The sequence below is a fragment of the Alteromonas sp. CI.11.F.A3 genome, from assembly GCF_032925565.1.
GTDB lineage: Bacteria > Pseudomonadota > Gammaproteobacteria > Enterobacterales > Alteromonadaceae > Alteromonas.
Window position 1 is genome coordinate 2,151,128 of the sequence record NZ_CP136708.1, and the last position, 26,557, is coordinate 2,177,684.

The 26,557-nt window shown below is 41.0% G+C and carries 33 protein-coding genes; 2 read left to right on the top strand and 31 right to left on the bottom strand.

Annotation, left to right across the window (positions count from 1 at the left end; all coding sequences use genetic code 11):
• Positions 1-267 precede the first annotated feature (267 nt).
• A complete protein-coding gene (locus R1T43_RS09200; protein ID WP_317355764.1) occupies positions 268-2,655 on the top strand; it encodes a zinc-dependent metalloprotease in 2,388 nt (795 codons plus the stop codon).
• A 281-nt stretch (positions 2,656-2,936) separates the two neighbouring features.
• On the opposite strand, the gene R1T43_RS09205 is transcribed toward R1T43_RS09200, so the two are convergent.
• From R1T43_RS09205 to R1T43_RS09215, 3 genes are read right to left on the bottom strand one after another with little or no spacing between them, the layout of a single operon-like run.
• The gene (locus tag R1T43_RS09205; RefSeq protein WP_317355251.1) at positions 2,937-5,726 is read right to left on the bottom strand and encodes a response regulator; all 2,790 of its coding nucleotides are present in this window, start codon (positions 5,724-5,726) and stop codon (positions 2,937-2,939) included.
• A 29-nt stretch (positions 5,727-5,755) separates the two neighbouring features.
• Entirely contained in the window at positions 5,756-5,965 is a 210-nt protein-coding gene (locus R1T43_RS09210) for a hypothetical protein (RefSeq protein WP_211071299.1), read from the bottom strand.
• 39 nt (positions 5,966-6,004) lie between these two features.
• The gene (locus R1T43_RS09215; protein WP_317355253.1) at positions 6,005-6,814 is read right to left on the bottom strand and encodes an SAM-dependent methyltransferase; all 810 of its coding nucleotides are present in this window, start codon (positions 6,812-6,814) and stop codon (positions 6,005-6,007) included.
• Between the two features lie 290 nt (positions 6,815-7,104).
• Between R1T43_RS09215 and R1T43_RS09220 the strand changes: the two genes are divergently transcribed.
• Positions 7,105-7,404 (top strand): hypothetical protein, encoded by a 300-nt coding sequence (locus R1T43_RS09220; protein WP_317355255.1) that lies wholly within the window; start codon positions 7,105-7,107, stop codon positions 7,402-7,404.
• Between the two features lie 69 nt (positions 7,405-7,473).
• Here R1T43_RS09220 and R1T43_RS09225 read toward each other — a convergent pair whose 3' ends face one another.
• The 28 genes from R1T43_RS09225 to R1T43_RS09360 all read right to left on the bottom strand — a co-directional run bounded on the left by R1T43_RS09225 (position 7,474) and on the right by R1T43_RS09360 (position 25,787).
• Complete coding sequence (locus R1T43_RS09225) at positions 7,474-7,938, bottom strand: hypothetical protein (RefSeq protein ID WP_317355257.1); 465 nt, start codon at positions 7,936-7,938, stop codon at positions 7,474-7,476.
• Between the two features lie 550 nt (positions 7,939-8,488).
• Positions 8,489-8,767 (bottom strand): hypothetical protein, encoded by a 279-nt coding sequence (locus R1T43_RS09230; protein WP_317355259.1) that lies wholly within the window; start codon positions 8,765-8,767, stop codon positions 8,489-8,491.
• A 183-nt stretch (positions 8,768-8,950) separates the two neighbouring features.
• Positions 8,951-9,682: an SDR family oxidoreductase gene (locus tag R1T43_RS09235; RefSeq protein ID WP_317355261.1), complete on the bottom strand. Its 732-nt coding sequence runs from the start codon at positions 9,680-9,682 to the stop codon at positions 8,951-8,953.
• A 19-nt stretch (positions 9,683-9,701) separates the two neighbouring features.
• Positions 9,702-10,091 (bottom strand): DUF5412 family protein, encoded by a 390-nt coding sequence (locus R1T43_RS09240; protein ID WP_317355263.1) that lies wholly within the window; start codon positions 10,089-10,091, stop codon positions 9,702-9,704.
• 109 nt (positions 10,092-10,200) lie between these two features.
• Positions 10,201-11,046, bottom strand: a complete 846-nt coding sequence (locus R1T43_RS09245) for an acyl-CoA thioester hydrolase/BAAT C-terminal domain-containing protein (protein WP_317355265.1) — start codon at positions 11,044-11,046, stop codon at positions 10,201-10,203.
• A gap of 187 nt (positions 11,047-11,233) precedes the next feature.
• Positions 11,234-11,473 carry a hypothetical protein gene (locus R1T43_RS09250; RefSeq protein WP_211071294.1) on the bottom strand — a complete coding sequence of 80 codons (240 nt, stop codon included), beginning with the start codon at positions 11,471-11,473 and terminating at the stop codon, positions 11,234-11,236.
• 56 nt (positions 11,474-11,529) lie between these two features.
• Positions 11,530-11,970, bottom strand: coding sequence for a hypothetical protein (locus tag R1T43_RS09255; protein ID WP_317355268.1), 441 nt, complete (start codon positions 11,968-11,970; stop codon positions 11,530-11,532).
• Between the two features lie 34 nt (positions 11,971-12,004).
• On the bottom strand, positions 12,005-12,283 hold the full coding sequence (locus tag R1T43_RS09260) for a hypothetical protein (protein ID WP_211071292.1): 279 nt from the start codon (positions 12,281-12,283) through the stop codon (positions 12,005-12,007).
• 326 nt (positions 12,284-12,609) lie between these two features.
• Positions 12,610-13,068, bottom strand: a complete 459-nt coding sequence (locus R1T43_RS09265; protein ID WP_317355272.1) for a VIT1/CCC1 transporter family protein — start codon at positions 13,066-13,068, stop codon at positions 12,610-12,612.
• A gap of 63 nt (positions 13,069-13,131) precedes the next feature.
• Complete coding sequence (locus R1T43_RS09270) at positions 13,132-13,434, bottom strand: hypothetical protein (RefSeq protein ID WP_317355275.1); 303 nt, start codon at positions 13,432-13,434, stop codon at positions 13,132-13,134.
• A gap of 465 nt (positions 13,435-13,899) precedes the next feature.
• Positions 13,900-14,634: a hypothetical protein gene (locus R1T43_RS09275; protein WP_317355278.1), complete on the bottom strand. Its 735-nt coding sequence runs from the start codon at positions 14,632-14,634 to the stop codon at positions 13,900-13,902.
• 130 nt (positions 14,635-14,764) lie between these two features.
• On the bottom strand, positions 14,765-15,268 hold the full coding sequence (locus R1T43_RS09280) for a zf-TFIIB domain-containing protein (protein ID WP_317355281.1): 504 nt from the start codon (positions 15,266-15,268) through the stop codon (positions 14,765-14,767).
• Positions 15,269-15,392: 124 nt separating this feature from the next.
• Positions 15,393-15,725, bottom strand: a complete 333-nt coding sequence (locus R1T43_RS09285; protein WP_317355283.1) for a hypothetical protein — start codon at positions 15,723-15,725, stop codon at positions 15,393-15,395.
• 94 nt (positions 15,726-15,819) lie between these two features.
• The gene (locus R1T43_RS09290) at positions 15,820-16,302 is read right to left on the bottom strand and encodes a hypothetical protein (protein ID WP_317355285.1); all 483 of its coding nucleotides are present in this window, start codon (positions 16,300-16,302) and stop codon (positions 15,820-15,822) included.
• A gap of 141 nt (positions 16,303-16,443) precedes the next feature.
• On the bottom strand, positions 16,444-16,827 hold the full coding sequence (locus tag R1T43_RS09295; protein WP_317355288.1) for a hypothetical protein: 384 nt from the start codon (positions 16,825-16,827) through the stop codon (positions 16,444-16,446).
• A 128-nt stretch (positions 16,828-16,955) separates the two neighbouring features.
• On the bottom strand, positions 16,956-17,474 hold the full coding sequence (locus R1T43_RS09300; protein WP_317355291.1) for a hypothetical protein: 519 nt from the start codon (positions 17,472-17,474) through the stop codon (positions 16,956-16,958).
• A 103-nt stretch (positions 17,475-17,577) separates the two neighbouring features.
• Positions 17,578-18,039: a hypothetical protein gene (locus tag R1T43_RS09305; protein ID WP_317355294.1), complete on the bottom strand. Its 462-nt coding sequence runs from the start codon at positions 18,037-18,039 to the stop codon at positions 17,578-17,580.
• Between the two features lie 528 nt (positions 18,040-18,567).
• Positions 18,568-18,981 carry a hypothetical protein gene (locus tag R1T43_RS09310; RefSeq protein ID WP_317355297.1) on the bottom strand — a complete coding sequence of 138 codons (414 nt, stop codon included), beginning with the start codon at positions 18,979-18,981 and terminating at the stop codon, positions 18,568-18,570.
• Between the two features lie 1,092 nt (positions 18,982-20,073).
• Complete coding sequence (locus R1T43_RS09315; RefSeq protein ID WP_317355299.1) at positions 20,074-20,631, bottom strand: hypothetical protein; 558 nt, start codon at positions 20,629-20,631, stop codon at positions 20,074-20,076.
• A 117-nt stretch (positions 20,632-20,748) separates the two neighbouring features.
• On the bottom strand, positions 20,749-21,204 hold the full coding sequence (locus R1T43_RS09320) for a hypothetical protein (protein ID WP_214995183.1): 456 nt from the start codon (positions 21,202-21,204) through the stop codon (positions 20,749-20,751).
• Between the two features lie 526 nt (positions 21,205-21,730).
• The gene (locus R1T43_RS09325; RefSeq protein ID WP_317355305.1) at positions 21,731-22,180 is read right to left on the bottom strand and encodes a DUF4265 domain-containing protein; all 450 of its coding nucleotides are present in this window, start codon (positions 22,178-22,180) and stop codon (positions 21,731-21,733) included.
• Between the two features lie 155 nt (positions 22,181-22,335).
• On the bottom strand, positions 22,336-22,611 hold the full coding sequence (locus tag R1T43_RS09330; protein ID WP_317355307.1) for a hypothetical protein: 276 nt from the start codon (positions 22,609-22,611) through the stop codon (positions 22,336-22,338).
• A gap of 158 nt (positions 22,612-22,769) precedes the next feature.
• A complete protein-coding gene (locus tag R1T43_RS09335; RefSeq protein ID WP_317355310.1) occupies positions 22,770-23,111 on the bottom strand; it encodes a hypothetical protein in 342 nt (113 codons plus the stop codon).
• 555 nt (positions 23,112-23,666) lie between these two features.
• Positions 23,667-24,029, bottom strand: coding sequence for a hypothetical protein (locus tag R1T43_RS09340; RefSeq protein WP_216028492.1), 363 nt, complete (start codon positions 24,027-24,029; stop codon positions 23,667-23,669).
• A gap of 153 nt (positions 24,030-24,182) precedes the next feature.
• Positions 24,183-24,548 (bottom strand): hypothetical protein, encoded by a 366-nt coding sequence (locus R1T43_RS09345; protein WP_317355315.1) that lies wholly within the window; start codon positions 24,546-24,548, stop codon positions 24,183-24,185.
• Positions 24,549-24,683: 135 nt separating this feature from the next.
• Entirely contained in the window at positions 24,684-24,968 is a 285-nt protein-coding gene (locus tag R1T43_RS09350; RefSeq protein ID WP_317355317.1) for a hypothetical protein, read from the bottom strand.
• A gap of 114 nt (positions 24,969-25,082) precedes the next feature.
• Complete coding sequence (locus R1T43_RS09355) at positions 25,083-25,415, bottom strand: hypothetical protein (RefSeq protein ID WP_317355319.1); 333 nt, start codon at positions 25,413-25,415, stop codon at positions 25,083-25,085.
• 138 nt (positions 25,416-25,553) lie between these two features.
• Entirely contained in the window at positions 25,554-25,787 is a 234-nt protein-coding gene (locus R1T43_RS09360) for a hypothetical protein (RefSeq protein ID WP_317355322.1), read from the bottom strand.
• Between the last annotated feature and the right edge of the window lie 770 nt (positions 25,788-26,557).

The window sequence follows — 26,557 nt, forward strand, 5'->3', positions numbered from 1 at the left end:
TGCACACAAGTATTAGTTACCAATGGCTAGGCTAGCACCTCACCTATTAAAAATTCCCTTAATTCACAGTGTTTTTCGATGAATAGCCATATGCATAATCAATCACTTACGATAGGGTAGAAGAGGTATAAGTTGTGATGATATAAAAAGTAAAATACAGCGTACGCGTTATTTAAAAGGAAATCAGTCGTGTTGGTCGAAAACAAACAAGGTAATAAAAAGGCGAAGGGTGAGAAGCCGTTCTCATTTAGCGCTGTTCGGTGGTTAATGATTGTCGTCGTGTCCGCTTTTTTCGCGACACCGGTATGGGCAGCCTTACCTACTATCAGCGAATTCACCGAAGAGATGTCCGCCAAAGATGGGCTTATCCCCGTCTATTATGATGATGAAACTGACAAAGTGTATTTATCGATACCCAACGATGAGCAACAGTTTTTATTTCAAAGCAGCTTACCCTACGGTGTAGGCTCTAACGACATTGGCTTAGATAGAGGCCAGTTAGGACGCACTCGCTTAATTACCTTCGAACGCTTTGGCAATAAGCTTATGCTGAAGCAGTTAAATACCAAGTACCGCGCAGCCCATGGTAGCGCAGCTGAAAAACAGAGTATTAATGAGGCCTTTGCTAGTTCGGTATTAGCCGGCTTTGTCATAGTGGCAAAAAGTGATAGCGCTAATTTAATCGACTACACACCTTTTTTATTCAGCGATATTCATGGTATCGGCAACCGGTTGTCAGCTAAAAAACAAGGCAGCTTTAAAGCAGACAAAAACCGCAGCGGGGTGTATTTACCACGCACAAAGGGTTTTGAGAAAAACACCGAGCTTGAAGCCTTAGTCACATTCGCTGGCAGCAAGCCTGGTAACTATGTATCTGATGTCACGCCAGATCCTGAGAACCTTTCCGTACACCTTCATCATTCATTTGTTGCATTGCCTGACGATGGTTATACACCGCGTGCTTATCATCCCTACTCAGGGTACTGGAAATTCCGCTATTTTGATTACTCAACGGCAATTAACGAGCCTACTGAGCAGCGTTTTATCACCCGCCACCGTTTAGCCAAGGTATCACCACATGCACCTATAAGCGAAGCGGTTGAACCTATTGTGTATTACCTAGACCCAGGTATTCCAGAGCCGGTGATGTCTTCATTGAAAGAAGGCGCAAGCTGGTGGAACCAAGCTTTCGAAGCAGCAGGCTACAAAAATGCATTCCAGGTGAAAGTGTTGCCTGAAAATGCCGATCCTATGGATGTACGTTACAACGTGATAAATTGGGTGCATCGCGCTACCCGTGGCTGGTCTTATGGTTCATCTGTGGTCGACCCTCGCACCGGTGAAATTATAAAAGGCCATGTGACGCTGGGTTCACTGCGTGTCCGCCAAGATTATTTAATCGCACTAGGGCTTACCAGCCCATTTTCAGGTGACAATGCGAGTTCGCCAGAACAAGAAGTTATGGCGTTAGATCGCATTAAGCAGCTTTCGGCTCATGAAGTAGGCCATACCCTAGGTATAGCGCACAACTTTGCTGCCAGTGAAAACGAAATGGCTTCAGTGATGGATTATCCACACCCTCGAATTACTTTAAAAGATGGAAAAGTAAGCCTTGAAGGGGCTTATGATAAGGGCATAGGCGCATGGGACAAACACGCTATTGTTTATGGTTATCAAGAGTTTGGTTCAACCAATGAAGAAGCCGAAGGCTTGGCTAAGCAAATTGTTAAAACCCGTAATAAAGGGCTGGCGTTTAAATCAGATTCAGATACAAGAAGCTCTCGTCATAGTTCAGCTAACGGGCACATGTGGGAAAATGGCGCCGATCCGCTAGATGCTTTTGATGAAATCTCTGCGGTTAGACGTCATGCGCTTGATCAACTGGGAATGGATACCTTAAAGCCCAATGCTAGCTTATCTTCATTGGAGAATGCGTTAGTGCCCATTTATTTACTGCATCGTTTTCAACTAGAAGCGGTTGCAAAGCAAGTGGGCGGCTTAATATACGAATACGAGCGTAAGGGAGATTACACTACGCCTCAGGGCCAGCAAGACGTAGCGCCACAAGTACAGCAACGTGCCATGCAGCAGCTTATAACGGCTACTACCGTACCTTATTTAGCTATTCCTGAAGCCGTATTGGCACTTATACCACCCACTGCCTATGGTGACGATGTTACCCGCGAGCATTTTCAAGGAAAAATGGGGCTAATGCTCGACCCAGTATCTGCAGCTGCATCTGCCAGTGATTTTGCATTGTCTTTGTTATTGCATCCAGAACGTTTAAACCGCTTGGCGTGGCAAAGTAGCCGCACAAAAGAACTCATTGGTGTGGAAGGGCTTGTACGTCAAATATTGAACGTACATTGGTATCGTGCGAAACACAAACGCGGCGGTAAAGGGGATTTAGTTGCTACCCGCCTACAATTAGTTGCATTGAATGCCATCATGAAAGCCGCAACGAACCCAGCACTAGCGCCTGAAGCTAAAATGGCCATGCACAGTGCTTTGCTTGAGTTTGATGAATGGCTAGATGATGACAGTGACAGAGATGCTGACGAAGTATTGCACACGTATTTCGATACTTACTGGAAATCAGGGCACTGGTCTGGCGCGTTTGATGTGAAGCCATTACCTCCGGGGTCACCTATCTAACTTCGCGTTAAAAGCGTTGAATGTTACGCGTACATTTATCACTAGCAGCTAGAGCGCAACAGCTAGCACATAAACATAAATAAAAAAGCGGCTAACCTAACAGGTTAGCCGCTTTTTTCTTTTTTAGTTTAGTTGTTAACTGAGTTCTTAGCTTAGTTTTTAGCTTCGTATCTATTTGTGTTATCAAACTCAACGCTATTTCGTCTATTAAGCTAAGTCTATTAAAGCTATTAAGCTAAGTCTATTAAGGCTTTAACTTTGACTTTTTAAGAGCGTCAGGTTTAAGCCTCTTTTACAAACTGCTCATTTAATACCTGATACAAATATTCTGGCTTAACGGGTTTTACAATGTGTGCATTCATACCCACGGCGAAGCTTTTTTCTATCTCTGTTTGCATGGCGTGAGCTGTCATCGCCACAATTGGAACGTCTAATTTTAATTCTTCTCGAATTTTTTGAGCTGCAGTTAACCCGTCCATTACTGGCATCTGCATATCCATTAGAACAAGATCGAAGACGTTCTCTTGCTCCAACATTTGCAAAGCAATTAAGCCATTCTCTGCAACACTGACTTTTGCCTTTGTATCGGCTAAAAATAGCTTAGCAACTTTACGGTTAATCGCATCATCTTCTACAAGCAGGATGTTTTTCTCAGAAAAATCGGGTGGCACATTGGCATCGCTTTCTAATGTCGCCATTTGAGGTTTACCCTTGGTAGACATTTTCAATAAGCAATTCTGCAATGAGCTGCTATTAACGGGTTTTTGCAAATAATATTCCACACCCACCGGGCGGCCAAGGGTCTTAAGTGACTCGATATCATAAGCTGACAGCATCGCTATGTTCGGCTTACCTTGGCTGAACTCTTGGTTAATAATTGATGCTAATTCGATGCCATCAATATCCGCCATTTTCCAATCAATAATAATTAAATCATACGGTGCGTTGCTTGCCATAGCGGTGCGCAGATACATTAACGCTTCTTTACCACCAGTGGCCAAGTCTGGGTTTATATTAATACGCAACAAGGCTTCCGCTATTGCCTGTCTTGAAAGCATAACATCGTCAACCACCAACACTTTTAAATCGGATAAGGTTAAGTTTCCTAAGCTACCGGGCTGTGGCATTTGATTATGCTTTTCAACCAACACCGTAAAGAAGAAAGTAGCGCCTTGACCCAGCTTGCTCTCTACCCATATTTCCCCGCCCATTAGCGAGACAAGGTGCTTACAAATTGATAAACCTAACCCCGTTCCACCATATTTACGGGTAATCGATTCGTCAGCTTGCGTAAAGGCATCGAACAGCGATTCTATTTGATTTGTTGATAGGCCAATGCCTGTATCTTTTACTGAAAACTCAAGTAAAACACCGTGTTCAGAGTATTTTTTATTAACCGATACGAACACCATGCCTTCGTCGGTAAATTTAATCGCATTGCTTAGCAGGTTATTCAGCACTTGCTCAATACGCAGAGCGTCACCAGAGACTTGCAAGGGAACATCTCTTGCCACGTACTGTAATAATTCAATACGTTTCTCTCTGGCATTTAACCCGTGCAACCGAATGACTTGCTCAACCAGTTTGTCGAGTTCAAATGCCTCAGATTCAATATCAAGTTTACCCGCTTCAATTTTTGAAAAATCTAGCACATCGTTTATTACCCCTAGCAGGGTTTGAGACGACTGTTCAATTTGGGTTAAGTTGGTTTTCTGTTCTTCATTAACGACAGATTTTTGTGTCAGCTTGGTAAGCCCCACTATCGCGTTCACGGGCGTTCTAATTTCGTGGCTCATACGGGCCAAAAATTCTGACTTCGCGTCGGTGGCTTTTTGTAGATTTAACGCAAGCTCTCGCAATTCTCGCTTCTGTTTAAGTGTGATAACAAACATAAAGAATAAAAGAACAGCTACGCAGCAAATAGTAACAATGATGTACACTTGAAACGTACTATTTTGTTCTGACAGTTGCTGACTAAGTTCTAATTCAGTAATTTTTTGTATCTTTTGATCGGTTTCCAAACGTGCTCTATTAAACGCTAATTGCTCTGATTGACGCGTATCAAAAACCTGCTGCTTTAATTCTGAATGTTGTAAAAGAAATTGGTAAGCATCACGATATTGGCCTTGAAGTAGCGCAATATTGGCTTGTATCTTTAAGCCTTCATACTGATATTCAGTAATATCTAAATCTTGTGCAATTGATAAGAACTTCAACACCGTTTGGGTGGCTTCATCAATACGTTCTAACTTGAGTAAAACCTCTGACCGCAACGCAAGCCCCGCAAGCTCTCGTTGGCGGTGTTTTCCAGTAACTGCATACTTTATAATATCTTCAGTAACCGCAAGCGCTTCTTCATGGTTACCTAATTGAAGGAGGGTTTTTGCCAGATAGAAATTTAAGATGGGAGCAAATTTATCGGGATCAGTATTTACTTGGTCAATCAATGATTTCGCTTGTTTTATTTCTCCCTTAGCCAACAGGCCCGATACAATAAAACCGTACCCTTGCTCTTCATAATAGGCGTTGCCGCGTTTAATTGATTCAGCAACCAGTTGTTCACCTGTATTTATTAGGTTATCTGCCCATTGATTCGATTTCGCATACAAATTTCCTATGGCTTGCAGCGTATTCTGTATGTAGGTGGTGTCTAACGACTGATGGATACTCAGGCTATTAAGTAGTAATTCTAATGATTCACCGTATAAATCAAAGAAATAAGTTATTATTCCTTGTCGTCTTAACGCTTCGGCAAGTTGCATCTGGTTACCAGCTTCTGTGGCTAGCTTCTTTGCCTGTGTTGCCTTTTCGTAGGCAAGTTGATAGTTACCCTCCAGAATGTACGAATGACTTTTTAGATTAAGCAAGTGAGCTTCATAGGCTGGAAGGTCTTTGTCTGCTAAATACCTCTCGGCTTGGGTAAGAAGCTTCTTTGCGAGGGTGGGGTTAACGAATACATTCTTATCGGCAGTTTGTAATACCTTATCAATATCAACCGTTGCGTCTTGAGGAAACACAGGAAAGCTGGGCAGTGCTAAAAGCACTACCCACAAAAGGCGCAACAATCTCATGAAATTATATCCATCTAGCCAGCATCAACCTATTTCGAGTGACTAATTTCTAGGTTATCTGCGCCTTCAGCCTCACATCGGCTCTTTATCGCATTAACATCGTTTTTAGCACATATTTGAACATCTTCATCAGATAGACCAAATGCTTTAGCCGTGCCTTTAGGATCGCTTACATACTGCTGTTTTAACGTCTCATCTTTATCCATAGCGATTAAAAACTTTACCAACAAATCATTCATTTTTTATTCCTTTATTTTATGTGGTTAGAAATTTAGGTTTTAGCCAAATAGCTTTTGTTCAAAAAGGGCAGGGGTTAAATCTAGTTCTGCCATCGATTTCATATCAAAATCTGGTAACCCTTTAGAGGGGATAACCAACGTAGTAATAGGTTTTGGTATTACAGCGGCCAAATCTTTAAGTTCAAGATATTCTATTCGAGGTGCGGCAATGGGGATAGTAGAGGCTTCATAAACAATAATGGTGTGCTCAGGAGAAAAGTACTTTAACAATTCGTTTCTTAGCTGCGTTAAGCCCGGGTGCGATGCACGATTTTTGTTATGCGTGAAATCGGCAATACTGCCAATCTGCCAGATAATCTGCATCATATGAGGATCTAAGGTATATTGCCTTAGCAGAAACTGAGTTGCCTCATAAGACTGGCATCCATAATGTGCGGGGTCTAGCCCTAAATCTGCTACTAAGCAGTCTTCGGCAGAAATCCCAGGCAGCATTTCGGCGTCATACCCTTCGCTTTTTAATTGTTTAATGGCCTCATGTGAGGGATTGACAAATACCCCAGGGTGACCATAAAACGCCGCCACCACTTTTTTTCCTGCTTTGACTTCATCAACAATGCGTTGGGTCATTTTTTGGTAGGTGAGTGCCCGAGACTTGCCTTGCTCGTAAAGGTGGCGTAAACACACCACATTCGAGTTAATCATTTGCAGATTCACAAGCGCTGACTCTGTTACAACGCTCAATACGATATCGGCTGTTTTAAGTAGGCTTTCCGTAATTAAGGTCATTTGGCCAGATACAGTAATACCTGTACCAACTACTACCAAAGATCCTTTTGATTCTATGTTCATTCCATCCATTTCCATTGAGAGTGGGGTACGTATAGCCTTAATTGAATATAATGGAAAATATATCCATTGTTAATCACTTTGTGGTTATAACCGATATGGTTTTGTCGTAAAGAAAGCGAGTGACTTAACGTTAACATTGATTCGCGCTCATTGGTGACCCTAAATCTATATTACATGCTGGTTAGTTCCAAACGTTTTATCGTTCAGTTTAAAAATAGTATTGTGCAGTTAGAGCACTAAGTTCTGCATTGCCAAGTGGTAAGTAACGTTAGTTAATTTAGGGATTTATAATGTTTAAACATGGTGGTATGACGAAAACCAGTTCAGTTATAAAAAGCTCAGCTTTATTTCTAGTGGCACTGGGCGCATTGTCCACACTGTCTGCTTGTACGTTTAGTCATGATCCTCGTGCTGAAGCCGAGAAGCCAGTTTGTGTTGCAGTTTTAACGAACAAGCTCAATTGCGAGAACGAACCGCTGGCTTATAGTGAAACCAATCCTCATAGTGATTTTGACCAGCAAATGCTTCCGGTCAATCAGCGTGAAGACATGATTGAAAGTGAGTTGGAAGATAATAGACGCAATCGTTAGTACCAATATCGCGTTGCATTTACTTTATTATAAAATGCAACGCGCATGGGTTAATCTTCAATAAGCCCCTTACGGCTGATAAGGCAATGAAGATTGATGCAAAATAATACGCACTTTGCCATCTTCACATTGCTTAAAGACAAAACTTTTGTTCACAAAGATGTGACTGTCGTCTTCCCCAATAAAGTGAACATTGCACTGCACAATGGCTAGTTCACCATTTAAAATAAAATTTTCTTTGCTGTACCACACTTTAACCCAAGGCTTAAGCTTAAAACCGTTGTCGTCGGGGTAGTCGCTGTTTCCACCTACAAAATACGAAAGCGCGCCTTCTTTAGTCGGGCGGAACGTTTGCTGACCAAACGTCAAAGTAGGCTTAAACAACACATGACCATTGTCATAATCATAGCTGTCAGAAAGTACCTGAAGAGAAAACGCTTGAACGTCTCCACCTTCGGTATGAACTTTTCCAACTTTTACTACATTGTCGCACCAAGTTTGTAGTGCCGTATGCACCATCTCTTTAGTAAACATAATGTATACCTCTCCTTTAAAATATCTTTTGTTGGCCTTAAAGCTGGTTACCAAATTTTAAAACGATTTGGGCATTTGCGCAAAACGCCGGCACCGTTTTCACACTTCGTTACTACATAAAAAACGTCGGGTATTGATTAATAATTTATGTTTTTGTTATGTGATAATATAACAATTACAGCTTAAAGATTTGGCTACAGTTAGCAATAGTAATTGGAGATAGCTTTTATCTATCAAGCATTAATGAGCTTCTATTTCATCATCAGTAACACGAGTTAACACAAACAGATTTTTTTATAAATATGTATTGGCATATTAAGGTGCACCCAGTGTGCAAAATAATAGTTACGGTGCGCTTGCCAACGGGGTAGTAAAACTCGAATAGGCTTTTGAAAGCGCTATAATGGCATTTGAAAGCAAGCAAGTTAGGTTGTGGAAGGTTAATAGTAGAAGCGGATAACCTTGGCCATTATCGTTAGCTTGCACTTGGCGAAAAAAAGGCGGTAACAGCCGTGCGCTAATAAAGCGTCAACTTTAAATAAACTGATAGTTATGATTTCTCGGTTTTTGTCTTGCTATCAACGGTTTTTTTTTCTGCATCGACTCGCTCACTAATATGGCCATGCCTTCGAGTCACTTTATCTCGACAACTATGGTATTGTGCTTCGGATTCCTCCCAGCATTGACTTTTATTTCCATCCAAACATTGAGTCAGAACAGCAACTGCCAGTTCTTTACAGGGAACAAATTCAGCGTTTGTTACCGATGCTGTCACCGAGTGGCAAACAAATACTGTTATCAAAAATAGGTAATGTATTTTAAATTTCATATGAACAGCCTAAAAAATTGAAGTCAGTTTTGTTCAGTTTAGTGAGTTTTGCCATATTACAATACAAATAGCGTTTATTGCTAATACGGCTAACGAGGCTAATTCGTTAATAAACCGACTGAGTTTCTAGTCGATGAGGCAGAACCTGAAATAGGTTCAACCATTATTGTTAGATGTATTTTACTATTTGCCACCAGCAATATCGATAAATGATCCTGTCACGTAAGACGCTTCACCTGATAATAACCACGCAATAGCATCAGCAACCTCTTGGGCACTACCACCGCGACCCATTGGGATTTGTGAGCTAAGGCGATTTACGCGGTCGGGCTCCCCTCCGTCTGCATGAATATCAGTGGCAATGAAGCCAGGGCGAACGCTATTGACTCTAATATCTTGGCCGGCAAGCTCTAAGGACATACCTGTGGTGAGTGAATCCATAGCACCTTTCGATGCTGCATAGTCTACGTATTCAAACGGGGCACCTGTACGAGATGCAATCGAAGATACATTCACAATTGCGCCATCACTTTGAACTTGTTTTACAAAAGCTTTCGAGCAAAGAAAGGCGCTTAGTACATTCGTAGTCAATATTGTTTTGAAGCGCTCGGCACCGATATCACAAAATGCAGTTTTGGTAAAAAGCACGCCGACATTGTTCACTAGGTGCGTAACAGCGCCGAACTCAGCGTTTACCCTGTTAAACATATTCTGGACCTCTGCCTCCACGGAGACATCCGCTTTATGCGTAACTGCAACGCCGCCGTTGTCATTAATTGAAGTACACAAAGCTTCTGCATGGTTTTTATTTTTAAGGTAGTTAATGCAAACGCGATAACCTTGTTTAGATAGCGTAAAAGCGGTAGCGGCACCAATACCTCTGCTGGCCCCTGTTATTATTGCAACTTTGGTCAAATTTGGGTCCTTACTAGTCTTACGAGGCACTGTAGCGTATCTGAATGGGATTAAACCAACCATAGGTCGATTCAGCGAAGTACTCTTTATTGTTTACCGCCTTTTTAATAGTAAGTGTTGTATCTGACTCCCACGAAATAATAGGGGCAGCATCGTTAGGGTGCCCATCCATACGAAATATGTTACCAACATCATTTTCCAAGGTTTCATCAGTGTCCAAAATAGAAACCTGAGTGCTAAAACCTGTGGTTGCCCCGCAATCTCTTTGAAAGATTACTGCTTTTAGTTCGCCATTAGGAGACAACGTTTCAGAATAAAAATCGTTACCGCACATATCAGGAAGCCAATTGTAAAAGGTCATGAAAGCGATCACACATATGACAATGGCTATTTTTCCAATGGTATTCAAACGAGAATCCTTTTATGAATTGCGCTTATTTAACGTACATAAAATTCATTCACATTTCGAGCTATTAACGCTACAGCCAGTTGATGGCTGCTACTCAAAGGGCTAGTTATTATTTACCGTCGACACTTTGAATAAACTGCTTATACAAGTCTTCTGAGGGCACTAACATCTTGTAATTTAGCAGGTGGTCTAATTCTGGGGAATCAACATGCTTACAGCGAGATAGCTCGTTTTCTGTCATACGTTGGCAGATAGAAACCGCCATAGAAGAGGATGGCCATATTTCATCCATTCCCCCCGAATATAGCACAACATTACCGCGAATATTCTCAACTGCGATTGTCGCACTTCCGCCATCATTTCTATTTTCTAAAGATTGAGAATATAGGTCTAACAATCCTTCAACAGGTCCAGTTGGGTTGAAGGCAACAAAGGGTAATTCCTTTTCGTTTTGACTCCAGCTGGAGCCAGGTACCGTCTGCCAATCAGCTAGAATACCCGCCCACACCACAGAACTGGGCGCAATGGCGATTACACGATCAAATACAGTGTCGCGGGACGCAAGCAGCAACGCCAACTCGGCGCCTTTAGACCAACCAACCAGCGTGATATGTTTTTGTGCGGGGTGTTTTTGTTGAAGCCACGCTGTTGCTTTTTCGAAATAGGCGAGAGGAATTTTCTCTAATTCTTTGGGAAGTGTAGCGGCTTTAAAATAAGCAACGGCTAATGTTGGGTGACCATTTTCGGCGATGACTTTGGCAAGCTTTGTGGGAATTCCGCCTTCTGAACCACCAAGCACAATAACCGGCTGCTTGTATGAATTGGCGGGTTGCTGATAATAGTGACCCACAATACCATCTTGCTCAACGCTAAGAATTTGAGGGGCTGCACTTGAAGTAAATACTGTCACGAACGAGAATAAAAATAGTAAATAATGCTTCATTTCCAATTTCATATTTTGCTTTACCCTTGATAGCTCTAATGCTGAAAATACCCTTAAACCTTAAGCATTTTACAGAAGAATTAAAGGGTTATGATAAAGTAAATCAGCACGGCCTTTTAACAAAAAGGTTTTAGGAAATGTTTCCGGCAAAACCCTGTCTCGTACTTTTTATATGCAATATATTTAGTGAATGCTGGCGCTACTCTGAGCCAAATATGCCACGAAAAAGGGCGGTAAATACACCTGACATACTGTCTTCTATGGCATCGGTTTCGGGTGAATTCTTTTTAGCGTGCATTACGTTTGATTCTTCTTGTTCTCTTTTTTCTGCGCTAGAAGATGCCCCGTCAAGAAAATCACTCACCGTTTTGTTAGAGGTGGATGCGCACCCTGACGAAATGGCTGACGCTATCAAAACGGCGATTAATTTAGTTTTCATTTAATTCCCTTATTTTGTAAGTATAAAGCGGCAAAATAGAAGCGCTATAATACGAATCAGCGCCCATATTTGCACCCTAGCTTTAATGTTTCAATCTCATTGTTATCTTCGCATTGGTTTATCTCAGCCAAACCAAGATCAATATGCGCCACTATATAACCGTACTCTTTTTTTGAGAGTAAGCCTTGTTTGAATTTTGCTTTGGCCACTGAATGATCCCATTTTTTGTCACAAGGTGGCTGCGGGATTGAGGTGTTTACGCCAATCAGGTATTCATTCTCATCATCGATAGCATAGCCTTTAGCAATAAAGTTTTTCGCGCACAAGCTAAGCGCATACTCCACAGCAAATTTATCTACGCTGGGCAAGCCAGTAAACGCTACATCACAGCCTAAATTGCGCTTGCCACTTTTGTCGGTGTAGTAGAGCTTACCCGTGGTACAGCCACCAATAAATATGAAAATGAGAACGATAAATATAAACTTCAAGTGTTCCACTAGCCTTGTTTATCTAACTAATTCGCCAAGAATATTAACGTGCAATACACTCGCTTTCCTTCAGCGCGATTATTTGTCTTAGGTACTCTGTTCTTTGTATTGCGGCATTTCCTGTTACAAAGATATTGGAAGCCAATAAAATGGCTAGATAACCATTACCAATAGGGGAGATAAACACGTTGTTGATGAGAATAAAAATTACAACGAATAGAAACGCAAAACCGGGGACGTAGTAGGCACGAGAGAATTTTTTCTCTAAGTTCTGAATTTTAGTTATCTTTTGTAAAGCTAATTCAGCATCAATATTGTCCATCTTTTAATAGAACGTTCCTGATTAAATTAACGAGAAATATAACACCCAACTAGCGTTGAGTGGCTACAGCAGATTGTTACAAGACATTTCACACACTGTTGATAGTTTCTTTTCCCAACTCTAAAACGTATTTTTTCTCTTAACTCATATTTTCAATTTACTCCAATCCTTGCATCAAAGCCTAACCAGTTATTAGAGCGCAACTACTTGTGGGCGCGATTAGGGGAGTCGGTAACAGGTAATTACTCCAGCTTGCGGAGCGGATATTTTTTATAGCCAATAGCAACTTACTTTTAAATAAGCAGCTATCCTAGATAAACCCATTGTCATGCAACTACGCCAAAGATTCGACCTACAACTGCTGTTAATGCCATTGCAAGCGCCCCCCAGAATGTCACTCTGATTGCACCTACTGTAATAGATGCTCCGCCAACACGTGCGGCAGTAGCACCCAGAGCGGCATTAAGGCCTCTTCCTTCGTATATCTTTGCAAGTTCTTCTATTTCAGACTCGAAATTCTGTTCCAGCGATTTTTTTTCAATGGCGAGGTCGGCGTTTTCAGTATCTGACTGAGAACTAACCGAAACATATTCACCAGCAGCCATAGACATAGCCCCAGCCACTAAACCTGCAGCACCTGCGAGAAGAATCCCATCATGAGAAGTGCTAGCAGCTGCAACGCCAATAATAAGGCTTGCAGTAGATACAATTCCGTCATTTGCACCAAGTACTGCTGCACGTAACCAACCTACGCGTTGTGAGCGATGTATTTCACTATGAGTCATATATTTTCTCGATGAATCTTTTTACGGATATCGATTAAACAGCAGGCTAAGACATGCAAACCTCTAATCACCATCCGAGCTAATATCTGTATTTCCTGGTGAATTAACCAAAAGTCCTTTTTCTGGGATATCAGTGTTTAACCCTTTAATTATTCCAAAACCAATTATTGGGCCTATGATCGGAACTAACAAAACCAAAGGCTTATGAGCTTTTAATTCACTAATTTTCTGTGCTGTGAATTTGTTTTTCTTTTTATGTTGTAGATTGGATATTACTTTTGAAAATTGAAATAATATCGAGCTTGCTAGAGCAATGTGCACTAAAAAAACGATTGCTAAAGTTATGACAAAGTTCAAACCATTCATTGCATATAGCCTTCAGCGGCCGAAGTGAGTGTGTTGATTGGGTTGTTATGTGCGTACAATTTTAAACCTTTTACAAACCCACTTTATAATAAAAATAATCCTAGCTACAAAGTGGATGGTATTTGTTTTAAGTCATTATTTATTTGCCCATCGGTAACAATAAAACCACCCGACGGGTGGAATCAAGAAGTTGAGCAAGACGGCGTAAATGGCAACCAACCCGATATTGTCAGCCTTTCCTTTAGCAAATTTGATGGTAAAGAAAATTACAACTAACGCGAGAATGAATAGTGCTTGTCCCCAAAACGTTGCATTTAGATTCATAAAAATCCTTATTGATGAAGTTCCCAAGAAGCATATAACTTTTAAATAAGGGGCGTAGACGTGTGGGCTAAAATCCGAACGAAGTGAGCAGCCCACATGTTTGCGTCCCAGCCCGAGCTGCGGGCGAACTTAAATTTTTTGTTATGTTTCAAACCTATGAAGCATAAATGAATAATTCCCTTTTAATGTAATCCGTTTTATCGCGTTGCGAGCTTTAGGCTGATATTCGCGCCAATTCCAATGATTGTCTATGAGAATAATTTTCGATATGCCAAATCGTTCTAAATCATCTAAGCTGTAATCCCATCCTATTAAATCATTGCCAAAAAGAGATGTTAATTTATCCCACATGGTCATTTCATTTTGTCCGTACACAGTAATAAGATTATCGACTCCTATTCTATGATAAAAAGCAGCTTCTCTTTTTCTCATTTTGGGTAAATAGCTAGAATAAAATGATTCGTCAGAATCTGTGGTATCCCACTGTTTCTGCCAAGCACTTCCGTGCCACATTAAAATTGTGTCTTTATGCAAGTATTTAATATTACCTGCGGGTAAAACATAGTTTGCACACGAGGATAAACAGAGATTTTTTATTTCTATATTTAGCTTATTGCTGTGTATCCACTCACCGAGGTCCATCCCTGCACTAATTTCTCCACCTGAACTTGAAATAATAAGTATTTTTGGCTTTTCCTTTGACTTTTCAAATGCTTGAAAAATCGCTAAGTTCGAAGACTTAGTTATCGACCCTTCGTATACTAAAACGTCATTTTGGATGCCTACAAAGAAATTGCTTTCTACATCATTTTTTTCAGCGTCCAACGACGTGCAGGCTACACTCCCTAAAAGAACAAAAATAAAGAGAAATTTCATCTGACATCCACTTGAAACATAACACTAAGTTTTGGGGAGCAGGCACGGGGTTATAATCGCGAAGCGGCCCCGTGTTTGCGTCCCAGCGAACGAAGTGAGTGACAATAGCGTTTTGTTATACGCAATGATACTACCAACCATTGGTAATATATGAAGCAAGGTCAAAAAGTGCGTCTACCTTGTCGCTTCGTCTATGCCAGTTGTCATGTTTATGAGGAAGACCTTTAACTTCGATTCTCTCGTGTTCTTTCATCAACTCGTGACGAAGAATTGCTCGATCCTTTTCGCTGAGCATCAAAGACTGCAACTTTTCAAGTTCGCCAGTATCCAGCCATATTGCACCACAACCTGGGCATTCATCTATTTCAACAGCATGTAATGGACTATAGAAACGTCGTAGCATTACTGTGTCTGAGCACACAGGGCAACTTACTCTTTGCGTAAGATCAGCTACTTCATTATGGAATTGACTTAAATGGTTAGCTAAAGCCTTTCCTCGTTTGTCGCTCGGGCATTCAAAATTTTTGAGAGTTTGATTTTCTAAAAGTACACCGCCACAAGCTTCACTTACATATACGGATACCCTGCCAACATTGACTTTTTTAAGAGGTGTTTTCGTTCTAGGGCAATACATAATTTATAAACATCCTTATTGCAACTAACACCCCAATAACTGGTAATTTCTTGCTGGCGAAAATGGCGCTGCCGCCAGCGAGGAATTGTCCGAGCACGCCGAGCGTGCGTTGTTTATTGGCTTGTTAGGCATCATTGAGCCTTCGTTTTACAAGGGGGCCAACTAACGTGAGTAAGCTGTAAATAGCTAAACTAAATACACCCACCAGTATAAGAGGACCGCTAGATAAGAAAACTAGCATATAAAGAAACTGACCAACAATAGTACCAACATAGATGCTAGCTAACGAAGCGGTTTTAGGGATAGCAGCTATAAAACCCATGATGATCAAAGATACTGAATAGAATAGAGGGAAAGCATCCCAAGGCTCTACTTCGCCAGTTATATAAGGAGACAAGAACCAAACAATTGCGCCTAAAAGTGCTGCAAATATTGCATTTGAAGTAAAATTTTTCATTGTTCCTTCCATGGTGCCTAATTTTAAGCTAACGGGCAGTGACGGAATGGCACAATATGCGAAGCATGCCATTTTGCACCTACCTGATATTTGGTTAGGTGTCTACTTTATAGGGGGAGCTCTCCAGCGAGCCCGCGAGCGAGTTAATGCGTTTGTTATATTTTTTTGCCCTCAACTTTTCAACGAACTGCTCTGTAAATCGAAACCTGCGAACATTTTTCCCGGGCTCCGAATTTTCCGTTACAAAGCCATGAGACTCTAAGATTGCCACTTGATTTTCCAGACTTGAATGTTTATCAATGTAATAAACAAGATAAGGGGCATCGAAGTTGAACATCCATGAGCTGTCTAGTAGATAAAAATTCCGGTGATGTATTAAATCTGGATTTTCTAAATCTTCTTTCATCTCTTTCAGTAGTGGAAGGTGCTGGTTCCAAATGTTTTCGAAAAGAGATGCATCTTGTTTGTTCTTTTCTTTATTTCGTCTCTTATCGGTATATTTATCGGCAAAGTATGTGCCTCCTGCGCCTGTTGCTACACCTATTAGAAAAGCAACTCCAGTTGTAACTATGTCCATAATTGTCACCGAAAAATATAACTTCTAGATAAGGGGCGCAGGCATGTGGGGCATAATGGCGAAGCCGCCCCACGTGTCTGCGTCCCAGCGAACGAAGTGAGTGAGTTGATTGTGTTGTTAGGCTTTGCCACTTTAGCTTATTTAAACCTCATGTTGCATAAGCGCCCAATTTTTATCTTGGTTTTCCATAACGAAACACAATGGTTCCATTTTTTGATTACCTGTAGAGTATGTTGTTACAAAAACACAACCGCCGGACTCTCTAGCTATAACACCTGTGACAAGTGAGTTAGCACCTTCAATTCCATACATGCCAATCTTTTTACGAAAATCTTTTGCAATTTTCTTTATAGTTTTTGACTTTGGTGCGTTGAAATACCAAAAATGCCAAGAGCTCCATCGAATCATAATGCATTTATACTTCTCGTGTTCTTCTTGATTTAGTAGCCGCGCTACAGAATATAAAGACCCTTGTGGTGTGAAGGATAAAAACTCTTGAATGAACCTAGAAATTTCCTTTTCCATTATAAAACCAGTTGCCTATGTGAGAAGCCTAACACCTCGCATAACGGGCACTAACATGGCGCGCATAATAGCCGAAGGCGCGCCGTGTTAGTGTCCCAGCGAACGAAGTGAGCATGTTTATGCGTTTGTTAGGCCTTGTCAAAACGAAGCCACTGAGTTTCTGTGCCTGCTATTGGAACAAAGAACAGTGTTCCAATAGCCCCCTTTTTCTTTGACACAATCAATGAGTCTGATTTGAAGTATAATGTAAACTCCCACCATTCTTTTGCTATGGCACCGCCGCTGTTAACAACTGAACTGCGAGCTACAACAAAACCACCATTTTCACACCCTTTGAATTCGGATGTATTTATACTAAGTGTTTCAACTATTTCGGAATCTAAAAGTAAATCAATGCTTATAGTGCTTGCGGAAGCGACAATCGATACTCTTAACTGATCTGCGAGATGACTATATTGAGCATCGGGGACGAGCATTGCTGATAACTTATCATCTCCATACTCAGAAGAGCGTAAACCCTTGTTGCTCACCAATATGGTTTCGTCTGAACAGTCAGAAAGCAGAGTCCCCCACTCACTAGGATAATCGTCTCTCATTGAACATGAGCCAAGAAATAGAGAAAATAAAATGATCGTCACTGACTTCATCAAAATAGGCCTAACACCCCACTTAGGGGCAAATACACGTAGGCTAAAATTGGAGCGAAGCGACTGAGCCTACGTGTATTTGTCCCAGCCCGCTTGCGGGCGACTACAGTGGATTGTTATGCCTTTTTACACCAAAAAAGCTCCAGATTGAGAATGCGACAACAACCATAAAGAGTAACGCCCCTGCTGAAGTTGATTTACCCACAAATTCATTTTGTGAATAAATCTGACTACCGTTTATAGATACCTCTATTACTTTGCCAGAAGTTGGTGAATCTTTGAAATAGCTAAAGGATACGGATTTACCGATTATTGTGCTTTCTTTCTTCCCAGAGCATCCTGTCCGATAGGCAAATTCTTTAATAACATGAAATTTTGTCTCATCGCCTTTAACTTGAAAAAATGGCCTTGCGTATTTATCGGTAGGACATTCGGCATAATCAATGCGCTGTGCTAAAAGTGACTCTATTGGTTTCTGTACGGGATCACCGTACATCATTTTTACGGAAAGAACTCCGAGCAAAACTAAAAAGACAACTTTAAAAATGAGAACTAATTTTTTCATTTACCTGAGGCATAACTTTTAAATAAGGGGCGCAGACATGTTGGGCATAATGGCGAAGCCGCCCCGCGTGTTTGCGTCCCAGCGAACGAAGTGAGTGACTTGATTTTTTTGTTATGTTCTAAGCCACTGAGATTACTCAACACCATTTTTACCGAACGTGTAACCACAATTGGGCCATGTATCATTGGGTAGTTTAAACCGCTTTAACGAAAGCACAACCTGATTTCTTTTACACTGTGGACAGAAGTGATTAAGCGAATTTATTAATATTGCTATAGCGAAAACGAAGCTGCCGATATAGAACGGGTTAGTATAAAAAGTCATGCTTGGTGCAGAAAACTGAAAGCCAACAATACAGACAATTAAAGCTAATAACCAAAGTTTAAATTTTCTGCTTTTATTCAATTCACTAAATCCATTTAAAGAACATAACTTTTAAATAAGGGGCGCAGGCATGTGGGGCATAATGGCGAAGCCGCCCCGCGTGTATGCGTCCCAGCGAACGAAGTGAGTGGCTTAATTTTTTTGTTATACGCGTTTTTCAACGAAGTGCATACCCCAGCGGTTTGATGCAGAAAGCATAAAGGCAAAATAAACGATTGAAAATACACAGCCCAAGAATGCTTCACTTCCTGTTTTAATGAGTAGAGATTTAAAGAAATTCACTATGAGGCAAAACAGAGTTATAAACCAAATTGCTTTTATAACGTTGTCGTAAGTGTGGTTTTTTAGAATGCCGCTGTGTTCTTGGAAGCTGAAGAAAAAGCCTGAAAGTTTGCAAGTAAGCCAAGTTAAGAAAAAAGATGAAAATGAAATGAAGATTGCAGCTGCTATTTCTTGAGTAAACACGCCAATTAAGAACGCTGAACCACACCAAACTAGTGGTAACTTAAGCCCTAACTTTTGAGTAATGAGAAGATACTTAGGTTTTTTAAGCTGCATTTCTATCCTTGATGCTCATAGCGTATAACTTTTCGATAACGGGCGCAGGCACGTGGGGCATAATGGCGAAGCCGCCCTGCGTGTTTGCGTCCCAGCGAACGAAGTGAGTGACTTAATTTTTTTGTTATACGCCACTTTTTGATTCAATACACTTATTAAGATAGTTAATTAAGCTTTTAATTTGTTGGACTGTCACGTAACTACCTAGAAAGCCGGTGCTACTGAAATAGAGGAAGCCAAGAATATAAGCTTTAACTTTAAACCCTTTTTCTTCATCATATTTTTTGAAACTCAGACGAACTGACATAAATCTACTGACTCTTATTTTTATTGTAGCGCGAGGCTTATTAGGGGTTAGTTGGCTTAATTTTTCGACAATTACTTTCAGTCCGTTAAGGTTACTGGGATCAAACTGTTCTACCGAGTAAGAGCTTTCTCCAGCGCAAAAAATTCTATAACAAAATGAATTTGGTGATTCCTTCGGAGCGCCGAATGTGAAAATAGCTGAATCGATCTTAATTCGAGAATATACCTGCTCAAACTGCAAAAACTAAAAACTCCATGGCGTATAACGCTAAGCTTTGGGGCGCTAGCACGTGGGCTAAAATCCGAGCGAAGCGAGTCAGCCCGCGTGTTAGCGTCCCAGCGACCGAAGGGAGTGGCAACAGCGTTTTGTTAGGCGTACAACTGAAAGTACGCAGCTTTGCTGCCACCACTAGCCAATTAGACCGCGTGTTTAAATTATTAAATTTAAGATAAAACAACCCTGTGCGAAATGCCAGATGTTAACGACATCGCTGGATAAAAGAGCGAGTTTAGAAGACTGGTGATGTTGAATGTTGGCGTTTCGGTGTTGATAAAATGCGCGTTGCTAAAGCCGTTGAAACGACCGAAAAAGCAAGCCGTAAAGACAACCTAGCGAATCAACCTTGTTGCTGGAATGTCACGGCTGAACCTACTTTTGGATGCTGTAAGTAAATGACGCCTAACACCCCGCTTAGGGGCAATAACACGTGGGCTAAAATTTGGAGCGAAGCGACTGAGCCCACGTGTTATTGTCCCAGGGAGCTTGCGACCGACTACAGCGGTTTGTTATGCGTTGTTTAACCTGTCGATCAACGCTTTTCCATTACGATTTTTAGGTAGTTTTGTAGAACGATAGATTAGCTGATCCGGCTTCACTTTCCCGGACTCTATACCTAAATCTCGAACAAAGGAAAAACATTTGACCAACAAAGATGTTAAAGACTTGTAGGTTATATTTGTAGCGAACTTTTTCTTGCGCATATATGCACTCAAATCATTGTGAGCATAAAGTTTATTTCGAATTTTTTTTAAACCTGTTTCTTTGAAATCAGATTTCAAAGATTCAAGTACCGAATGTATTTCTTTTGAGTCGGCTTTATCGCTAATACTAACTAAATAATCTAACGTTAAGTTTTTGTCATTCCCAGAAGAAGCAGGATCAAATAGAGCACTTATTCGGCAAATAATTTCAAAAAAAAGCGCCTCTTGAAGTTTTGCAAAGCATTCAGGGAAAGTTTTGTTAAGGGAAGCTACCGATTCTTCAGTCCCATAAAGTTCTTCATAGAGCTCGATCTTTGTTTGTATTTCCGAAATCCTTTTTTCAATTAGGTAAAATTCGTTCACAGATCCTTCCTAGACGCATAACTTTTAAATAAGGGGCGCAGGCATGTGGGGCATAATGGCGAAGCCGCCCCGCGTGTTTGCGTCCCAGCGAACGAAGTGAGTGACTTAATTTTTTTGTTAGAAGCCTGCACGCCGTTGTTCCTTAAGAGGATCGTGTGGATTTACATTACCACCAAATGTTTGTTTATACACTTTGCCTAAGTCTGACGTGATTTCCAACGTTATAAGATAGGGTGAGCCCAGAGCCGAACGCCAATAGTGATACTGCTTTTGATATTTTTCATTAAAGCTAAAAGTAACAGTAGCTGACGTAAGCCATGATGAGGGAATTTTATGAGAATTCAGCATATTAATGAGTGATTTCCGCATGCTTTTAGCAAAAGGTTCGAAGTGGTTTTTTAAGCTGTTATGCTCTATTTCTAACAGATTGATTGATATAGAAGAGATGTTCTGTTGCTGTGCGAGCAAGCATAGTTGTCCTGTAGTCCAGTAACCAAGATGATCGTTATTGCGGTTATTTAGCATGTGAGCAAAGTTTCTTACAATTCCTTTGAATTCTGAACGACGAGCCATGATTCTCCTTGGCTTCTAACTTTTAAATAAGGGGCGCATACATGTGGGGCATAATGGCGAAGCCGCCCCGCGTGTATGCGTCCCAGCCCGCGCAGCGGGCGAACTTAATTTTTTTGTTAGATACGTTTTTACTATGCAAAAGGAATTGAGGCAACAATACATCCAAAGCCAATTGCAAACATGACTCTAATATTTTGCTTGCATTGAATTAGTAGAGTTAGGGCTTCAGAATTTGTTTCGTTAACTAGAGTATTAGAATTTGAAAAAGCTCTATTCTGTATTTTGTAATAAAGGCTCAATGTGCTTCCGTTGTACCCGATTAGTTGTTTTAGTTTCGAAGCAATTAGTAAGCCTCTGCTACCAAAAAATAAAAAATTAAGCATGCAAGCCAAAAAGAGAAATAATGTCATGGATACCTGCGAGTATCTAACACCCACATAAGGGGCGATAACACATGGGCTAAAATTAGGAACGAAGTGACGCAGCCCATGTGTTAGCGTCCCAGCGAAGCGACTTAATGTGTTTGTTATGTTTCGGTGCTATGAGCACACTTTGCCTCTTCAAACTCCCACACGCCGGCAGATTCTCCTGATTCTAAAATTGAATAAGCTTTAAATATATCAGTTGAAGGCGGTACATCAATACTTAGTAACTTTGATTGAGAGCCTTCATATGTACAGCCAATATTTTCTAGTTTCTGCCAATATTGCCTGAATCTATCACTTTCAAGAACACCAGCTTTGAGCAGTACTCGATAAGTTGAATGACCTGAGTTTTCAACAATTTCTACAACGTCCGGAATTCCATTACCTATTGCTTTTACAACATCAAGATAACTAAAACCATAAGCTGCGAACGGCGAGTTCTGTAGTCTGTAATGACCGTTGCCCAAAGGCTTTGCCCACATAGTTTCTGTACAGGCATTTTGAATATTATCCGATGTCAGCGTAATACTGACTTTTACTAAATTTTCCAAAATATCTTCCGAGAAACATAACTTTTAAATAAGGGGCGCAGACATGTGGGGCATAATAGCGAAGCAGCCCCGCGTGTTTGCGTCCCAGCCCGCGCAGCGGGCGTACTTAATTTTTTTGTTATAAGCCATTTTTAATACAACCTACTTTAGCTAAATTAATCACTACAGCCACCACCAGAACCCTCATTACCCGAATATAAGTTGCTACTACCAGAATTGTCCGCAACTGGATTGCCGCTATTTACTTTAGGGTTTATTGAGCGAAGGACAAGCAAAGTAATAGCAGGACCACCTACCGGAATAAACCGATTAACAAGTAACGTAATAACTCGAGAGCTATTATTGATGAACAATGTGCTGTTAACAGCTAGAGTATTAAAAAATGCCCAAGCCAAATGAAAACAAACAATTCCAGCTAATAAGTAAACCATGAGTTAGGTTTTCCTGGTAGCATATAACTTTTAAATAAGGGGCGCAGGCATGTGGGGCATAATGGCGAAGCCGCCCCGCATGTATGCGTCCCAGCGAACGCAGTGAGTGACTTGATTTTTTTGTTATGTGCGTCCCTAAAATTACCTAGAATTTGCATTTAATCTGATACTCCTTTTCTCCAGTTTTCCATTTTGCTGACTAAACCTGGATAGCGCCAGTCCATGATATAGATAAAAGGCGATAAAAAAAGAACAACCAAAGCCAATAACAACAGAGATTCTCTAATAGAGCTGATACCCAATTGGTCAATTTTGGTTTGAATAATAGATAGGAAGAGCAGCATGCCGAAAATAAAAGGTAGCATTAAAAGATAATGCTTAATCAAATTAGAAACTGTTCTTTGTTTAGCTATATGGCGAGTTTGAAGCCTGCAATGAAGCTCTACAGTTAACGCATTTAGGATAGTTGCAATTACTGCTATTAAAGCTAATTCAAACAATTAAAATATCCATATCATAGAAGCACATAACTTTAAGCTAAGCGGCGCAGTTGCGTGGGGCACAATGGCGAAGCCGCCCCGCGTAAATGCGTCCGAACGACCGAAGGGAGTGACTTAAGCGCTTTGTTAGAAGCAGAGCCTATTCCCTTGGCATTTTTAAAAACTAATAAATCCAGCATACGATTGATTATTAACATAAACAAGTAGAACGACTGTGCAGTGATGTAGTTGATTTGACTGAAGCAAGCCGCCCTATGAATTACCAAGTGCAATGGCGCTTGCTGACTTAAAATAAAAACTAGGCGATGAAGCGCCTATTGCACAACCTTTGAAGTAAGCGCGGTGACATTAAAACTACCAATGCTAGGGCGATGTTGGAAACAACAGAATAGGGTGGTTGAACTGATATTTTTATAAAGCCAAACGCAGTTTAGGCTGCCGCCTTCTAACTTTTCAATAACGGGCGCAGGCGCGTAGGGCATAATGGCGAAGCCGCCCTGCGTGTATGCGTCCCAGCGAACGAAGTGAGCGAGTTAATTGAGTTGTTATGTGCGTTCACGTCATTACCCCGTTTAGCAGCATTCCAGGCATGAAAAAGCTAAAGGCGAATATACCAGAGCCTGTCAAAGCTAATGCCAGACAACAAAATGATGCTTGTAATGCGAAGACGCTAGGTTTTGCAGAATTACTATGCCTGATAGAAATTAATGCGAGATTAAGAATGTTTTTAAACTGTACGTAGAAGCGTTGTAGCCAAGCCGAAAGAGGTTGAAAGGCGACAAGCAAAAATGCAAACGCTACTTCGATACCGCCAAACTGCAAGAGTAGCGCGATTTCGGGAGCTAACGCTGCAATTACCAATATGCAGATGCCTATTACAGCCTTCTGAATGAATGTTAAATTTTCCCAATTTCTCATATAAATCCTTTTAGCACATAACTTTTAAATAAGGGGCGCAGGCATGTGGGGCATAATGGCGAAGCCGCCCCTCATGTATGCGTCCCAGCGAACGAAGTGAGTGACTTGATTTTTTTGTTAGGTGCGTGCCTAAACCAACCTTTAATCAACTTTTTATACTTCCATCTGTAGAGTGGCAGTCTTTGCGATTTTAGAATAAATCATTGCATGGTCATTGTCATTTTGCTCCAAGTATAATTCCGAGATCTCTGTAGCAACCGATACAACGTATGAAAGCAGGTTGTACTTTTGCGCTAATTCAAGAGCCTTTAAATACACAGCTAATTTCACTTCACTATCCACAGTGAAGTCAGCAAGAGTTTCCCACTGAAACGGGTGATCTAGAGCTGAGTTCTTGTGAGTTTCGCAAATGACTCTAAGCTTATTATGTGCTTCCCAGTAAACTTTTGTTGAAGGCTCGTTGGTCATAGTCAAAGCGAGTTCTAGTATTTGTTCATGGAAAGGTGGTTTGAATGCCATTGAAGCACCTAACTTCCCACTAAGGGGCGATAACACATGGGCTAAAATTAGGAACGAAGTGACGCAGCCCATGTGTTAGCGTCCCAGCGAGCGAAGCGAGTGCCTTGAGTGGTTTGTTATAAGCCACTGTTTAAATTAACTTAGTACTAGCCAAAGGCCAAATAACAACGCAATAAGTTTTAATGCAAGTTCCCCGACTGACAGTAGAGCAACTTTTTTTGAGGCATCTGGATTAGACCAACCACCGGCGAGATCCTCATCTAGTGTTACGAAATGGCCCAGAAAAATTAAAAATAAAATTATCAGACCTGGTACACCTGAAATTACCTGATATTGCTCTATTCCTAACAACCTGAACAAGGCAGATAGCATTAGGGAAATGAAGATAGTAGTACCAAAAATAATCTGAAATTTTTTCATCTACAACGTGGCTTATAACTTTTCAATAACGGGCGCAGGCACGTGGGGCATAATGGCGAAGCCGCCCCGCGAGTATGCGTCCCCGCGAACTAAGTGAGTGAGTTAATTGAGTTGTTATATTCGTTCATAAATCGCACCGCAAATTGTAAAAAGTACCAAGCTAGTCCATATCCATAAAGCCACTATATTTGATTTATATCCGCCTTGGCCAAGCTTTGAGCTACTACCTGCAAGTTCTTTGAAAGCCTCTGAAAGAGTTTTCTTTCTAATAAAACCGAAAGACACGGGTAAGCCTATAGATAAAATACAACCAATTGTGAGCGGCCATATCTGGTCATTTGGCACTTCAAAAAGATTGTAAATTGCGATGCCAACTAATAACCCAGATAGAAATAATAGGAAATGGCATAGACTAATCAGCACTGACGGCTCGCGCTCATGATTCATGGCCAAACTTTCCTCAAAGAATATAACTTTTAAATAAGGGGCGCATACATGTGGGCTATAATGCGAAGCAGCCCACGTGTATGCGTCCCAGCGAACGAAGTGAGAGACTTAATTTTTTTGTTATGTGACTTTGCTAATTTAATCTTCGAACTCTTCGGGTATTTCTTGTTTGAATATTTGGATAGCTTTCTCAACAAGAGCAAGCGGTAACTCTTTTTTGTATAAAGTTACTTCTCTTGTTCTTTTCGTATCATCTCTGAAGATTTCCATGATCATTTTTCCATGGCAATAAAACTCTACTCCTATACCATCTCTGTCGCCTACATCACTAGCGATGGTATAAGACTGTATTTCCCAAAATCCCATTTCCATAAGGTCAACAACCAGTCACATAACTTTCCAATAACGGGCGCAGACATGTGGGGCATAATGGCGAAGCCGCCCCGCGTGTATGCGTCCCAGCGAACGCAGTGAGTGTGTTGATTGGGTTGTTATGTTTCATTTGCCTGAGACTGCCACCAAATTGTTCTATTTTTGAATGCATACAGTACAAGAACCAAATAAAAGGTAGATATGATTAGGTAGTTCAATACACTGAATTCATCTAACTCGTAAATCCCGAACAGTTCGTCAATTACAGCGATTACGAACACAGATTGCCAGAACAATCTGGTAAAACACTTAAATCCTACTGAGTAAAATAAACAACCAACCAAAACAAGTGTCGTAATTGAACTTCGAATAAACTGTAACGAATCTGGCGAATCTACGAAGAATGAGTACTTTACGTAGACATAAAGATGAAAAAGAAACCACGGAAACCAGATTAAGCGAAGCGACTTCCATTTAGTGAACTCCATTAAAACTTCCTTGAAACATAACTTTAAGCTAAGCGGCGCAGTTGCGTGGGGCATAATGGCGAAGCCGCCCCGCGTAAATGCGTCCGAACGACCGAAGGGAGTGACTTAAGCGCCTTGTTAGAAGGGAAGCCTATTCCTTTGGCCTAATTAAAAACTAATGAAGCCAGCATACGATTGATTATTAACACAAACAAGTAAAACGACTGTGCAGTGATGGTTTTGATTTGACTGAAGCAAGCCGCCCTATGAATTACCAAGTGCAATGGCGCTAGCTGACTTAAG